Consider the following 14134-nt stretch of genomic DNA (forward strand, 5'->3'; position numbering starts at 1 on the left):
GCCGCTGGGCCGTCTCCTCGACGAACGTGTCCACGGGCTCGTCCACGTGCGCCTCGGCCAGCAGCCGCCGCACGTGCTTCGCCTCGACGTCGACCGCGCCGACGAGCAGGGCCCACTCCGCGAACGCCTCGGCCTCCGCGGCCAGGTCCACGGGCGCGCTCTCGGCCGGGTCGTCGAAGAAGTCCCGCGGCTGGAAACCCAGGTAGAACCGGCCCAGGCCCTCCGGTGCCGGGCGGTAGTCGACCGTGGCGATGTCGCCGTCCTGCACCTCGATGCTCAGGCTCGGCTCGTCGGCCGCGTCCCCGCCCCACGCCCCGCCGCCGTACACGAACGTCCCGTTGCCCATCGCGTCACTCCTTCGCTCGACCGCTCGGGACCGATCCTGCCGCACGCCCGCCCGCGTGGAAGAGTCGGCCCCGTGGATGACGCACCCCTGCTCGTCGTGCTCGGCGGGCTGCCCGGGACCGGCAAGACGACGCTGGCCCGCGCGCTGGCCCGCGAGCTCGGCGCGGCGCACGTGCGGATCGACACGATCGAGCAGGCGCTCCTGCGCTCGTCGCTCGGCCTCGACCGGCCCGCGGAGGCCGGGTACGCGATCGGCATGGCGGTCGCCGCCGACTCGCTCGCGGCCGGCAGCAGCGTGGTCGCCGACGCCGTGAACGCGGTCGACGAGGCGCGCGCGGGCTGGTGCTCGGTCGCGTCGCGCGTGGTCGAGGTGTGGCTCACCTGCTCGGACGCGGACGAGCACCGGCGGCGGGTCGAGTCGCGCGTGGGCGACATCCCCGGCCACCGGCAGCCGACCTGGGCGGACGTGGTCGCGGTCGACGTGGACCCGTGGCCGAGCGCGACCGTCGTCGACACGGCGGGGCGTCCGCCCGCGGCCGTCCTGGCCGACGTCCTCGACGTCTGCCGCTGACCAGCCTCAGCCCTGCGACGCTGCCAGCGCGATGTCCGACCGGTGGTGCGCGCCCCGCAGGCTGATGAGGTCCACGCCCGCGTAGGCCGCGGCACGCGCGGCCGTGAGGTCCGCGCCGACGCCCACCACGGACAGCACGCGGCCGCCCGCCGACAGCAGCACGCCGTCCTTCTGGGACGTGCCCGCGTGCAGCACGTGCACGTCGTCGAGCGCGTCCGCCTGCACGACGCCCAGGATCGGGTCGCCCGAGCGTGGGTCGGCCGGGTAGCCCTCGGACGCCACGACGACCGTCACGGCCGCGTCGTCGCGCCACTCGAGCGGCGGCAACGAGCCCAGGGCGCCGGTGGCCGACGCGAGCAGCACCCCCGCCAGGGGTGTGACCAGCCGGGCGAGCACGACCTGCGTCTCGGGGTCGCCGAAGCGCGCGTTGAACTCGACCACCTTGAGGCCGTTCGACGTGAGTGCGAGGCCCACGTACAGCACGCCCGCGAACGGCGTGCCGCGGCGGGCCATCTCGGCGATCGTCGGGCGGGCGACGCGGTCCAGCACCTCCTCGACCAGCCCGTCGGGCGCCCACGGCAGCGGCGAGTAGGCGCCCATGCCGCCGGTGTTCGGGCCCTCGTCGGCGTCGTGCACGCGCTTGAAGTCCTGCGCGGGGACGAGCGGGACCACGTCCGTGCCGTCGGACAGGACGAACAGCGAGACCTCGGGACCGTCGAGGTACTCCTCGATGACGATCCGGCCGCCCTGCTTCTCCAGGCACGCGTGCGCGTGGGCGAGCGCCTCGTCGCGATCGTCGGTGACGACCACGCCCTTGCCCGCGGCCAGCCCGTCGTCCTTGACGACGTAGGGGGCACCGAGCTCGTCGAGCGCGGCCGCCGCCTGCTCGAGGTCCGTCGCGACGCGCGGCGCCGCGGTCGGGACGCCGGCGGCCTCCATGACCTCCTTGGCGAACGCCTTCGACCCCTCGAGACGAGCACCCTCGCCCGACGGTCCGAACACGGCGATCCCGGCCTCGCGCACGTAGTCCGCCACGCCGGCGACCAGCGGCGCCTCGGGGCCGACGACCACGAGGTCCGCCCCCAGGTCGACGGCCAGGGCGGCGACGGCGGGGCCGTCGAGCTGGTTCACGGTGTGCAGCGTGGCGAGCGCCCCGATCCCGGGGTTGCCCGGAGCCGCGTGCAGCTCCGTGACGGCCGGGTCGAGGGACAGCGCGCGGACGATCGCGTGCTCACGGGCGCCGGTTCCGACGACGAGGATCTTCACGGTCGCCGAGCCTACCGACCCCTCCTCGCGCCGCGACCCGCCGTCTCAGCGCGCCCGGCGCCGCCCGTCACCGTCGGCCGAGCCGCGATCAGCTCGCCGATCTCGCATGACCTCGCCGATCATTATCGGCGAGGTGATGCGGAATCGGCGTGATGACGGGCGGCCGAGCGAAGGCGCGTCAGCCCAGGAGGTCGTGGCGGACGATCGTCGCCTCGCGGCCCGGGCCCACGCCGACGGCGCTGATCCGCGTGCCGGAGATCTCCTCGAGCCGCAGCAGGTAGCGCTGCGCGTTGACCGGCAGGTCGTCGAACTCGCGCGCGTCGCTGATGTCCTCGGTCCAGCCGTCCAGGTACTCGTAGACCGGCTTCGCGTGGTGGAAGTCGCTCTGGTCGTCCGGCATCTCGTCGAACCGCTGGCCGTCGACCTCGTAGGCGATGCAGACCGGGATGCGGTCGCGGCCGGTGAGGACGTCGAGCTTGGTCAGCACGATGTCCGTGAGCCCGTTCACGCGCGAGGCGTAGCGGGAGACGACCGAGTCGTACCAGCCGGTGCGGCGCGGGCGGCCGGTCGTCGTGCCGAACTCGCCACCGGTCTGGCGCAGCCACTCGCCGTCGTCGTCGAGCAGCTCGGTGGGGAACGGGCCCTCGCCCACGCGCGTGGTGTACGCCTTCGCGACGCCGACCACGCGGTCGATCCTCGTCGGCCCGACGCCCGAGCCCGTGCACGCTCCGCCGGCCGTGGCGGACGACGACGTGACGAACGGGTAGGTGCCGTGGTCGACGTCGAGCATCGTGGCCTGGCCCGCCTCGAACACGAGCGTCTTGCCCTCGTCGAGCGCGCGGTTGAGCACGAGCGGGGTGTCGGCGACGAACGGCTTGAGCCGGTCCGCGTGGCGCAGCAGGTCCTCGAGCGTCTCGTCGACCGTGATCGCGCGACGGTTGTAGACCTTGACCAGCAGGTGGTTCTTCTGGTCGAGCGCGCCCTCGATCTTCTCGGCGAGGATCTTCTCGTCGAACAGGTCCTGGATGCGGATGCCGACGCGGTTGATCTTGTCGGAGTACGCGGGGCCGATGCCGCGGCCCGTGGTGCCGATGCGGCGCTTGCCGAGAAAGCGCTCGGTCACCTTGTCCAGCGTGCGGTTGTAGGGCGCGATGACGTGCGCGGCCGACGAGACGAGCAGGCGCGACGTGTCGACGCCGCGTGCCTCGAGCGCGTCGATCTCCTCGAACAGCACCTCGATGTCGATGACGACGCCGTTGCCGATCACCGGGACGACGCCTGGCGAGAGGATGCCCGACGGCAGCAGGTGCAGCGCGTACTTCTCGCCGCCGATGACCACCGTGTGGCCCGCGTTGTTGCCGCCGTTGAACTTCACGACGTACTCGATGCGCGAGCCGAGCTGGTCGGTCGCCTTGCCCTTGCCCTCGTCGCCCCACTGGACGCCGAGCACCACGACGGCAGGCATCTGATCACCACTCCTACGGCTGCCTGACGGTCCGGCTCGACACGGAGGAGCCTCGGCACGGGCGGCAGTGACCCAGTACCCCGAGAGGCTACCCGACGGTCAAGGATTGGTCATGGCGACGTCCACGACGGACGCCCGCGCAGCAGAGCCTCAGCGCAGAGCGGCCACCGCCGGTGCCGACGTCCCCGAGTCGGTGAGGAACTTCTCGCACCGGTCCGCCTCGTCCTGCTCGCCGATCGCCTCGGCGGCCTCCGCGAGCGCCAGCAGCGCCCGCAGGAAGCCCTCGTTGGGGCGGTGGTCGGCGGGGATCGGGCCGCGGCCGTGCCAGCCGGCGCGGCGCAGCGCGTCGAGGCCGCGGTGGTAGCCCGTGCGGGCGTAGGCGTAGGCGGCGACCGGGTCGCCGACGTCGGCGAGCGCCTGCTCGGCGAGCAGCGCCCAGACGAGCGAGGCGGCGGGGGCGGCCGAGGCGGCCTCCTGCAGGGTCGATCCGGAGGCCAGCGCGGCGCGCGCGTCGGCGTCGGGGCCCTCGGCGGGCAGCAGGGTAGGTGCGGGTCCGTCGAGCAGGTTCTCGTGGCTCATGCGGCCAGTCTCGCACCGCGATCGGACACGCCCGCGCGGGTCGTCCTGCGCGCGGCGCCGGGAGGGGCAAGAATGCTGCTCGGAGCGGTGGGGGCAGCGCGCCCGGATGCACGGGTGCGTCCGGCAACTTACAGTCGTCCCCGCCCCATCACTCGACCGACCTGGTGCCCGATGATCGAGATCTCCGCCTCCTCCACGACGACGACCATCGTCGTGTCCGGCGACCTGGACCTGGCTGAGCGCGACCAGTTCCCCGAGATCGCCGCGCGCGTCGTCGGTCTGCGTCGTCAGCTCGTCGTGGTCGACATGTGCCGCGTGAACTTCATGGACTCGACGGGCGCCGCGTTCCTCATCTCGCTCGCCGACGCCGGCCGCAAGCGCGGCGGTGCGACCGTGCTGCGGGGCGCCGACCCGCGCGACCTGTTCGTCATCGAGGTGTGCGGTGCGCTCGACCTGTTCCGCATCGACCCGGACCACCGTTGCGAGCCGGTCACCGCGCCGGACGTCACCGAGACGGACCCGACGCCGAGCATCTGAGGTTCAGCGAGCGGAGGGCGGCAGGTCCCCGGGGCGCACCTTGGCCCAGACGAGCTTGCCGCGCGCCGACGGGCGCCAGCCCCAGTCCGCGAGGCGCTCGACGATCTTGATGCCGAAACCGCCGACGCGGCCGGGGTGGCCGTCGGTCGCGATCGGGGGCGCGGGGTTGCCGTCCTCGACCTCGATGCGCAGGCCGTCGCCCGTGTCGTAGAGCTGCAGCGAGACGTGCCCGAAGCCGTGCAGCACGGCGTTGGCCACCAGCTCGGAGACCACGAGCTCGGCGTTCGCGGCGTTCGGCATGTCCCACGCGTGGCAGGTGCGCACGACGGCGTGGCGCGCGCGCCCGATCGACGAGGGCTCGCTCGGCAGCGACCAGCGGCGCCGGCGAGGGCTGCGGCCCCGCTCGAGGTGGTCGCGCGGGTCCGGCACGCGCACGACGACGACGGCCACGTCGTCCTCGGGGTGGTCGGCGAGCCGGGACAGGATCTCCTCGCCGATGCCCGCCGAGTCGCGCGCGGTCACTCCCCCGACGACCTCGGTGAGCGCGTCGATGCCCTCGCGCAGCCCGCGGTCCCGGCGCTCGATGAGCCCGTCGGTGTAGTAGACGAGCACGTCGCCGGGCTCCAGCGCGAGCGTCTGGGTGGACCGGCCCTCGCCGCCGAAGCCGATGAGCGGGCCGCCGCCCTCCATGAGCGCGATGACCTCACCCTCGCGGACGTGCAGCACGGGCAGGTGCCCGGCGCGCGAGTAGTCGAGCCGCCACGAGCCGCCCGACCGCGTGAGCGTCGAGAGCACCAGGCCCGCGCTGCGCGGGATCCGCATCCCGGCGACGAGCTGGTCCACGCGCTCGAGCACCGGGCCGGGGATCGTGATGTCGTACGCGTAGGACCGCACCACCGAGCGCAGCTGTCCCATCGCCGCGGCCGCCTCGACGTCGTGGCCGACGACGTCCCCGATCACCACGCCCACCACGTCGGGCGAGATCTGCAGCACGTCGTACCAGTCGCCGCCGACCTGCACGTTCTCGGAGTTCGGGGCGTAGTAGGTCCACACGTCGAGGCCGTCGACGTCGGCCTGCTGCGGGAGCATCGCGCGCTGCAGCGTCTCGGCCAGGCGGTGCTCGCGGTCGTACAGGCGCGCGTTGTCGATCACGAGGCCGACGCGTCGCGCGGTCAGCTCCAGGACGGTGCGCGCCGACTGCTCCAGGCCGTCCAGCCCGCGCCCGGCACGCGGCAGCACGACGAGCAGCCCCAGCACGCGTCGTCGGCCCGAGACCGAGAACACCGCGGCGCGGGCGGCTCCGTCGACGAGCTCGTGCGGGCCCTGCGCGTGCACGTGCGCGGCGAGCCACGACGAGGCGCTCCCCCGCGGGAACCAGCCGTCGAGAGGCAGCTCGACGGGCCTGTCCTTGACCCCGTCGAGCAGCATCTGCACCGCGTCGGGACCGGGCGTCGTGTCGGCGCCCGGCTCGACGGAGCGGGTGGGTGCGCCGTGTCGGCGTCCCTTGCCCGACGGCGGGTGGTTGGAGTCGATCCCGTCGGCGGGACGCAGCCCGCCGTCGTTCACGTAGAACCGGGCCCAGCCGACGATCGTGTCGCAGAGCAGCGTGGCGATCTCGTGCAGCGGCGTCATCCGGTCGTCGACGTCCATCAGGAGGTCGGAGACCTGCGCGACGATCCCGAGGGCGCGACGCTCGCGGCGCTCCGCCGCGACGAGGGCGCTCTGCGCGGCGTCGTGCGAGATCCGCTCGGTGAGGTCCTGCAGCGCGGCGACCCAGTGCGTGATCCGGTCGTCGGCGTCGACGAGGGGGGACAGGTGCACGAGGCAGGTGTAGACCGAGCCGTCGGCGCGACGGAGCGACAGGGTCTGGGTGACCTCGCGTCGCTCGCGGACCGCCTCCCGGACGGCGAGCAGCGCGTCGGGCCGACGCGCGCCGGGCGGCACGGGGTCGCGTTGGTGCCGACGGGCGTCGGCCGCGTCGTACCCTGTGCTCACCTCGAATGCCCGGTTCACCCACACGACCGGCAGATGAGGATCAGCACCATCCAGCAGCGCGATGGGCACGGCGAGGTCTCGCAGCGCCCGTTCGAGCACCACTGGTTCCACAGCAGAGCGTTCCGGCACGTCAGACATGATCTGGGTGAGAGTCCGACCCTCAGGGGTGTTGACCACCACCACCTCCGATCGTCTAGCGTGCTGAACGGGCGATACGTCGATCACAGCGGCGCCGCCTTCACCGGAAGGAGCACCGTGCGCGACGGTAACAGCACGACCCCCGACGAGCCCACCGACGGCACAGGCGCCGCGGATGCCGCAGCTGCCGCGGGCGAGCCCGGAGCCGTCCACGTCATCGTCGGGACGGACAGCACCCGCATCGTGCTCTCGGGCGAGGTCGACGCCGACCTGGCCTCCGAGCTGCAGGAAGCGACGGCCGAGGCCGAGCACCTGGGGCTGCCGATCGAGGTCGACGCGCACCACGTGACGTTCATGGACTCCTCGGGCGTGGCGTTCCTCGCGCGGCTCTCGATCCGTTCGCAGCACCGGGTGCGCCTGCTCCGTGTGCCGCCCACCGTGCGCTTCCTGCTCGAGGTCACCCGCATCGGTGAGCTCCTCGACGTCGTCGAGGGCGACGACTCCCGCGAGTTCCAGCCGGTGGGCGAGACCACGTCCACGGACTGACCAACCTGCGACGAAGCCCCCGGCCGCCCTTGCGGGCTGCCGGGGGCTTCGTCGTGCAGGTCAGAGCTTGTGGCCGGCCGAACGCAGCTGCTGCGCGGCCTCGACCAGGCGCTGTGCCAGCCCGGCCTCGGCGAGCTTGCCCCAGGCGCGCGGGTCGTAGGCCTTCTTGTTGCCCACCTCGCCGTCGACCTTGAGCACGCCGTCGTAGTTGCGGAAGAAGTGGTCCGCGACGGGACGGCTGAACGCGTACTGCGTGTCCGTGTCGATGTTCATCTTGATGACGCCGTTGTCGACCGCCTCGGCGATCTCCGCCTCGGTCGAGCCCGAGCCACCGTGGAACACGAGGTCGAACGGGTTCTCCTTGCCGATCGCGTCGCCGACGGCCTTCTGGATGTCCGCGAGGATCGACGGGCGCAGCTTGACGGCACCCGGCTTGTACACGCCGTGCACGTTGCCGAAGGTGAGGGCCGTCAGGTAGCGGCCGCGCTCGCCGGCGCCGAGGGCCTTGACCGTGGCCAGGCCGTCCTCGACGGTCGTGTAGAGCTTGTCGTTGATCTCGGCCGTGTGGCCGTCCTCCTCACCACCGACGACGCCGACCTCGATCTCGAGGATCGTGCGCGCGGCGACGGAGAGCTCGAGCAGCTCCTCGGCGATCACGAGGTTCTCGTCGAGCGGCACGGACGAGCCGTCCCACATGTGCGACTGGAACGTGGGGAGCTTGCCGGCCTTGACCTGCTCGATCTCGAGCGCGAGCAGCGGGCGCACCCAGGAGTCGAGGTTCTGCTTGGCGCAGTGGTCGGTGTGCAGCGCGACCGTGATCGGGTAGCCCTTGGCGACCTCGGCGGCGTAGGCGGCGAGCGCGAGCGACCCGGCGACGCGGTCCTTGACGGTCGAGCCGGCGGCGTACTCGGCGCCGCCGACGGACACCTGGATGATGCCGTCGGACTCGGCCTCGGCGAAGCCCTGCAGCGCGGCGGTCAGCGTCTGCGAGGACGTGACGTTCACGGCCGGGTAGGCGAACTTGCCCGCCTTCGCCCGGTCGATCATCTCTGCGTACACCTCGGGGGTGGCGATGGCCATCTGCTCACATCTCCTGCGGCTAGTGGGGGAGGTATCGATCAGAGTTTGCCACTACCGGGCGATACCGCGTCCGGGACGTCCTGCCCATGGACGCGTGACGCAGGTCTCGTCAGACCGCCGCGTGCTGGGCGATCCAGGCGTGCATCGCGATCGCGGCGGCCGCGCCGGCGTTGATCGAGCGGGTCGAGCCGAACTGGGCGATGTGCAGGACGTCCAAGGCCGCCGCGCGGACCTCGTCGGACAGGCCCACCGACTCCTGGCCGAACACGAGCACGCAGCCGCGCGGCAGCGGGTAGCCCTCGAGCGGCACGGAGCCCGGCAGGTTGTCGACGCCGAGGACGGGCAGCCCCTCCTCGTCGGCCCAGGCGACGAGGTCGGCGACCGTGGGGTGGTGGCGGACGTGCTGGTAGCGGTCGGTGACCATGGCGCCGCGGCGGTTCCAGCGGCGGTTGCCGACGATGTGCACCTCCCCCGCGAGGAACGCGTTGGCCGTGCGGACCACCGAGCCGATGTTGAGGTCGTGCTGCCAGTTCTCGATCGCGACGTGGAACGGGTGGCGGCGGGTGTCGAGGTCGGCGACGACGGCGTCGAGCGTCCAGTACCGGTACCGGTCGACGACGTTGCGGCGGTCGCCGTGCGCGAGGAGCTCGGGGTCGTAGCGCTCGTCGGGCGAGCCGTCCGCCGTCACCGGCCAGGCGGCGGGGCCGCCGGGCCAGGGGCCGACGCCCACCTCGTCGGGCCGGCCGGTCTCGTCGTCAGTGCTCATAGCGGCTCACAGCGACGACGGTACGGGCGAAGCCTCACGAGCCGCACACAGCCCGAACGAGGGCGGCACACATCCCGGCCCGTAGGCTGACGGCATGCTCTCGACGACGCTCGCCGCCGCAGGCTCCGTGCACGCACTCGGCCCCGACTTCTTGGACGCCGACAAGCTCATCAGCTCGTTCGGCACCTGGGCGCTGGTGGGCATCGCGGTCGTCGTGTTCATCGAGTCGGGACTGCTGTTCCCGTTCCTGCCCGGCGACTCCCTGCTGTTCACCGCGGGGGCGCTCGTCGCACAGGGCACGCTGGACCTGAACATCTGGTGGCTGAGCCTGATCCTGTTCGTCGCGGCGTTCCTCGGCGACCAGTGCGCGTTCCTCATCGGTCGCAAGGTCGGGCCGCGGGTCTTCAACAAGCCGGACTCGCGGTTCTTCAAGAAGCGCTACATCGACGAGACGTACGCCTACTTCGACCGGTACGGCGGGCGGACGATCGTTGTCGCGCGCTTCGTGCCCATCGTGCGCACCTACGCTCCCGTCGCGGCCGGCGTCGGCGGCATGCGCTACCGCCACTTCGTCGGCTTCAACGCCCTCGGCGCCCTGCTGTGGGCCGTCGGAGTCACGTGGCTCGGGTACGCGCTGGGCAACATCTCGTTCGTCAAGAACAACATCGAGCTGCTGCTGGTCGTCGTCGTGGCGATCTCGGTCATCCCGATCGGGCTCGAGCTGCTGCGCGCGCGGCGCAAGACCAAGGCCGGGGAGTCGCTCGAGGAGCCTCGCGACGAGCGGTACGACGAGCCCCACGAGCGTGCCGAGGTCGAGAGGAAGGCGTTCGACGCATGACGCGAGAGATCCGCTCCTGGCTTTCGGACATGGACGGCGTGCTCGTCCACGAGGGCACGGCCCTGCCCGGCGCCGCCGAGTTCGTCCGCGCGCTGCGTGACAAGGAGCGCCCGTTCCTGGTGCTCACCAACAACTCGATCTTCACGCCGCGGGACCTGCGCGCGCGGCTCGCGGCGTCCGGCATCGACCTGCCCGAGGACGCGATCTGGACCTCGGCGCTCGCCACGGCCCAGTTCCTCGTCGACCAGATGCCGCACGGCTCGGCGTACGTGATCGGCGAGGCCGGCCTCACGACCGCGCTGTACGAGGCCGGTTACACGCTGACCGCCGCGCAGCCCGACTTCGTGGTGCTCGGCGAGACCCGGACGTACTCGTTCGAGGCGATCACGCAGGCCATCCGGCTGATCCAGGGCGGCGCGCGGTTCATCGCGACGAACCCCGACGTGACCGGCCCGTCCGCGGACGGGGACCTGCCCGCGACGGGTGCGGTCGCCGCGATGATCCGTGCCGCGACCGGCCGCAACCCCTACTTCGTCGGCAAGCCCAACCCGATGATGATCCGCTCGGCGCTCAACCGGATCGACGCGCACTCCGAGACGACCGCGATGGTCGGCGACCGCATGGACACCGACGTGGTCGCCGGCATCGAGGCCGGGCTGCGCACGTTCCTGGTCCTGACCGGCTCGACCCGGCTCGAGGACGTCGAGCGCTTCCCGTTCCGCCCCAGCGAGGTGCTGCCGTCGGTCGCGGACCTCGTCGAGCGCGTCTGACGGGTCAGGCTCGCTCAGGCAAGGCCGAGGTCGGCCAGGCTGAACAGGTAGTGGTACGGCACGCCGTAGGCCTCGATCTTCTCCTGCGCGCCCGTGTTGCGGTCGACGATCACCGCGACGCCGAGGACCTCCGCACCGGCCTCGCGCGCGGCCTCGAGCGCCGCGATGGGCGACCCGCCGGTCGTCGAGGTGTCCTCGAGGATGACGACCTTGCGGCCCGCGATGTCCGGGCCCTCGATGCGGCGCTGCATGCCGTGCGCCTTGGCCTCCTTGCGCACGACGAACGCGTCGAGGTCCTGCCCCCGGCTCGCGGCGGCGTGCAGCAGGCTCGTCGCGACCGGGTCGGCGCCGAGGGTCAGGCCGCCGACGGCGTCGATCTCGGCCGTGCCGAGCCCGACCTCCTCGAGGCGGTCCAGCAGCAGGTGGCCGATGAGCGGCGCGGCGCGGTGGTGCAGCGTGGCGCGGCGCAGGTCGACGTAGTAGTCGGCCTCGCGGCCCGACGAGAGCGTCACCTTGCCGTGCACGACGGCGAGGTCCTGGATGAGGGCGAGCAGCTGCTCGCGGGGCGTCGGGGAGAGCGTCTCGGTCACGCGCGCCAGGTTAGCGCCGATCAACCGTCGGGGTGCTCGATCGCCTTGCGGTAGCGGCCCACGGCCCGGACCGCGGAGCGGGGCGCGATGCGGGCGAGCGCGGAGATGGTCCGGTAGCGGACGCTCGGGGTCGAGATGACGACTCCGCGGCGGACGTCGGCGAGCGCTGCGGCCACCACGTTCTCCGCGTTCAGCCACGCGATGGCGGGGTAGCTGCTGACGTCGATGGCGCCGCGCTCGTGGAACTCGGTGTGCACGAAGCCGGGGCACAGCGCGGTGGCGGTGACGCCCGTGTCCTTGAGCTCGACCGCGAGCCCCTCGGTGAAGCTGCGCACCCACGCCTTGTGGGCGGAGTAGGTGCCCGACGCGAGCAGCGCGGCGACCGAGGCCACGTTGAGGATCGCTCCGCGGCCGCGGGCCGTCATCGACTCGGCCGCGGCCTGCGAGAGCACGAGGACGGCCCGGACCATGACGTCGAGGGCGGCCTCCTCGCGCGCGATGTCTCCGCCGACGAGCCGCTGGTTGAGGCCGAGGCCCGCGTTGTTGACGAGCAACCCGACCGGTCGCTCGTCGTCCCGCAGGCGGAGCGCGACGCGCTCGACGTCGACGCGGTCGGACAGGTCGGCCACGAGCACCTCGGCGCGGATCCCCGCGGCCGCCTCGAGCTGCGAGGCGAGGCGCGTGAGCCGCTCCTCGTCGCGCGCGACGAGGACGAGGTCGTGCTTGGCGGTGGCCAGCTGCCACGCGAACTCGAGGCCGAGTCCAGCGCTGGCGCCGGTGACGAGTGCGGTACCCATGGCGGTCAGCCTATGCGGCTCGCGGCTGCGTCGTTGGGTGCCTCGTCGGCCGTACGGGTGGTGTCGGCGCGCCCGCCTACCCTGGTGGCCCGACCCGTCCCTGAGGAGCGCCGCGTGCTCGTTGCCGATCCCGAGATCCGCGCCGCCGTCGGCGACGTGGCGTTCGAGCGGGGGCGGCGGTACGCCGAGCGCGGCGACGTGCTCAAGACGGTCTGGAACGCGCGCGAGCTGGTGCTGATCGGTCAGGTCCAGGGTTCCGCGCCCTGGCCGTACACGACCGTCGTCGAGCTCGCCCGGCACGGCTCGACCCTCGACGTGGCGCGCTCGTCGTGCACGTGCCCGGTCCGCGTCCTGTGCAAGCACGCGGCCGCCGTGCTGCTCGCGCCCGAGCGTGCGCCGGAGGCCGGCGCCGCCCCGCCCGTGCCGTCGTGGCAGAGCTCGCTCGACCGCGCGCTCGACGCGGGCGGGTCGGTGCGGTCCCGCGCGCGCGGCTCCGCGCTCGCGCTGCTCGTCGAGCTGACGACCGACCGCGACGACCGCGTCCGGCTGCGCGCCCGGCCCGTGTCGCGATCGGCGGCGGGGCGGTGGGTGAAGTCGGGGATCTCGTGGGACGTCGTCAACCGGCGCCACCACTACGGGCTCGACGCGACGCACGCCGCGGCGCTGGCCTCGGTCTACCGCGCCGCGCACGACGACGTGCCCTGGGCGTCCGCGCCCACGACGATCTGGCTCGACCAGGGCGGCCCGGCGCTGTGGCCCGCGCTCGTGGGGCTCGTCGACGCGGGCGTCGAGCTCACCTCGGACGTCCCCGTGACGCTGTCCTCGGAGCCCGCGGGCGTCGAGGTGGACCTGCGCACCGCCGACGAGGGCACTCTCGAGATGGCGGTGCACGTGCGGGTCGGCGACCTCGAGCTGGACCCCGAGCGCATGCTGCTGATCGGGCGGGACGCGGCGTCGGGCGTGTGCTGGTGGGACGACGCGGTCGCCGTGCGGCGCCCCGGTCGTGCCCTGCGCGGGCAGGACCCGCAGCCCGCACAGCTGGTGCTCGCGCCGTTCGTGCCGGCGGCCTCCGACGCGGCGACCGCCCTGCTGCGCGACGTCGGGGAGCTGCTTGTCCCGGCCGACGAGACGGCGCGCTTCCTGCGGACGTACTACCCGCGCCTCGTCGCGCACGCGCACGTCGGCTCGTCCGACGGGTCGGTCACGCCGCCGGCGCTGCCCACACCGACGCTGCAGCTGCGGCTCGGGGCAGAGCCGGGGCACGTCGTGACGGCGACCTGGGCGTGGGAGTACCGCGAGGGCGACGGGGTGGTCACGCACCGGTTCGGCGTCCACGAGACGACCTCCGAGTGGCGGGACATCGCCGCGGAGGCGGCGATCGTTGCCGACGTGCAGGCGGTCGCCGGCCCGCTGCTCGACGGCTCGGGGTCGCTCGCCGACGCGCGCTTCGTGGCGTGGCAGGCGGTCGAGCTCGTCGAGCAGGTGGTGCCGTCGCTGCGGGGCGTGCGGGGGCTCGAGGTGGTGGTCGACGAGGCGGTGCCGGCCTATCGGCAGGCGTCCGGCGAGGCTGCCGTCGAGATCATGACCGAGTCGAAGGACCGCGACTGGTTCGACCTCACGGTCCGCGTGGTCGTCAACGGGGTCGAGGTGCCGGTGCCCGCGCTGCTGCGCGCCTTCGCGCTCGGCGAGACGCGCGTGCTGCTGCCCGACGGGCTGTGGCTGCAGGTGGACACGCCCGCGCTCGCGCGGCTGCGCGCACTGGTCGAGGAGTCGCGCGCTCTGGAGGACAAGCACTCGGACTCCGTGCGGGTCGGGCGGCTGCAGGCCGGCATGTGGGCGGAGCTCGAGGAC

The 14134-nt window shown here is 73.1% G+C and carries 15 protein-coding genes; 6 read left to right on the plus strand and 9 right to left on the minus strand.

Translation table 11 applies throughout. The features are described from left to right. On the minus strand, positions 1-346 hold a 346-nt coding region (locus D1825_RS04155; protein ID WP_138067430.1), incomplete at its 3' end, for a hypothetical protein. Positions 347-418: 72 nt separating this feature from the next. Between D1825_RS04155 and D1825_RS04160 the strand changes: the two genes are divergently transcribed. Further along, a complete protein-coding gene (locus D1825_RS04160; protein WP_199721491.1) occupies positions 419-916 on the plus strand; it encodes an AAA family ATPase in 498 nt (165 codons plus the stop codon). 6 nt (positions 917-922) lie between these two features. Here the strand turns inward: D1825_RS04160 and purD are convergent, their stop codons facing one another. The 3 genes from purD to D1825_RS04175 all read right to left on the minus strand — a co-directional run bounded on the left by purD (position 923) and on the right by D1825_RS04175 (position 4226). Beyond that, positions 923-2182, minus strand: coding sequence for a phosphoribosylamine--glycine ligase (gene purD, locus D1825_RS04165; protein WP_118766204.1), 1260 nt, complete (start codon positions 2180-2182; stop codon positions 923-925). Positions 2183-2360: 178 nt separating this feature from the next. Then, complete coding sequence (locus tag D1825_RS04170) at positions 2361-3647, minus strand: adenylosuccinate synthase (protein ID WP_118766205.1); 1287 nt, start codon at positions 3645-3647, stop codon at positions 2361-2363. 150 nt (positions 3648-3797) lie between these two features. Next, complete coding sequence (locus tag D1825_RS04175) at positions 3798-4226, minus strand: DUF3151 domain-containing protein (RefSeq protein ID WP_118766206.1); 429 nt, start codon at positions 4224-4226, stop codon at positions 3798-3800. A gap of 171 nt (positions 4227-4397) precedes the next feature. Here D1825_RS04175 and D1825_RS04180 point away from each other — a divergent pair, with 171 nt between their 5' ends. Beyond that, positions 4398-4763 (plus strand): STAS domain-containing protein, encoded by a 366-nt coding sequence (locus D1825_RS04180; RefSeq protein WP_118766207.1) that lies wholly within the window; start codon positions 4398-4400, stop codon positions 4761-4763. A 3-nt stretch (positions 4764-4766) separates the two neighbouring features. On the opposite strand, the gene D1825_RS04185 is transcribed toward D1825_RS04180, so the two are convergent. Further along, positions 4767-6896: a SpoIIE family protein phosphatase gene (locus D1825_RS04185; RefSeq protein WP_118766216.1), complete on the minus strand. Its 2130-nt coding sequence runs from the start codon at positions 6894-6896 to the stop codon at positions 4767-4769. A 117-nt stretch (positions 6897-7013) separates the two neighbouring features. Between D1825_RS04185 and D1825_RS04190 the strand changes: the two genes are divergently transcribed. Then, positions 7014-7442, plus strand: a complete 429-nt coding sequence (locus tag D1825_RS04190; protein ID WP_118766208.1) for an STAS domain-containing protein — start codon at positions 7014-7016, stop codon at positions 7440-7442. A gap of 60 nt (positions 7443-7502) precedes the next feature. Here the strand turns inward: D1825_RS04190 and fbaA are convergent, their stop codons facing one another. Both fbaA and D1825_RS04200 read right to left on the minus strand, forming a co-directional pair. Further along, positions 7503-8522, minus strand: coding sequence for a class II fructose-bisphosphate aldolase (gene fbaA / locus D1825_RS04195; RefSeq protein WP_118766209.1), 1020 nt, complete (start codon positions 8520-8522; stop codon positions 7503-7505). A gap of 109 nt (positions 8523-8631) precedes the next feature. Further along, the gene (locus D1825_RS04200; RefSeq protein ID WP_118766210.1) at positions 8632-9288 is read right to left on the minus strand and encodes a TrmH family RNA methyltransferase; all 657 of its coding nucleotides are present in this window, start codon (positions 9286-9288) and stop codon (positions 8632-8634) included. Positions 9289-9382: 94 nt separating this feature from the next. Between D1825_RS04200 and D1825_RS04205 the strand changes: the two genes are divergently transcribed. Further along, positions 9383-10126, plus strand: coding sequence for a VTT domain-containing protein (locus D1825_RS04205; RefSeq protein ID WP_118766211.1), 744 nt, complete (start codon positions 9383-9385; stop codon positions 10124-10126). Further along, a complete protein-coding gene (locus D1825_RS04210; RefSeq protein WP_118766212.1) occupies positions 10123-10896 on the plus strand; it encodes an HAD-IIA family hydrolase in 774 nt (257 codons plus the stop codon). The genes D1825_RS04205 and D1825_RS04210 overlap by 4 nt, the downstream gene beginning before the upstream one ends. Positions 10897-10910: 14 nt before the next feature. Here the strand turns inward: D1825_RS04210 and pyrE are convergent, their stop codons facing one another. Both pyrE and D1825_RS04220 read right to left on the minus strand, forming a co-directional pair. Continuing rightward, positions 10911-11486 (minus strand): orotate phosphoribosyltransferase, encoded by a 576-nt coding sequence (pyrE, locus tag D1825_RS04215; protein ID WP_118766213.1) that lies wholly within the window; start codon positions 11484-11486, stop codon positions 10911-10913. Between the two features lie 20 nt (positions 11487-11506). Next, positions 11507-12283 (minus strand): SDR family NAD(P)-dependent oxidoreductase, encoded by a 777-nt coding sequence (locus D1825_RS04220; RefSeq protein WP_118766214.1) that lies wholly within the window; start codon positions 12281-12283, stop codon positions 11507-11509. 114 nt (positions 12284-12397) lie between these two features. Between D1825_RS04220 and D1825_RS04225 the strand changes: the two genes are divergently transcribed. Continuing rightward, positions 12398-14134: SWIM zinc finger family protein (locus D1825_RS04225; protein WP_199721492.1), on the plus strand; the 1737-nt coding region annotated here is incomplete at its 3' end.

Source organism: Cellulomonas rhizosphaerae, assembly GCF_003470205.1.
GTDB classification, from domain to species: domain Bacteria; phylum Actinomycetota; class Actinomycetes; order Actinomycetales; family Cellulomonadaceae; genus Cellulomonas; species Cellulomonas rhizosphaerae.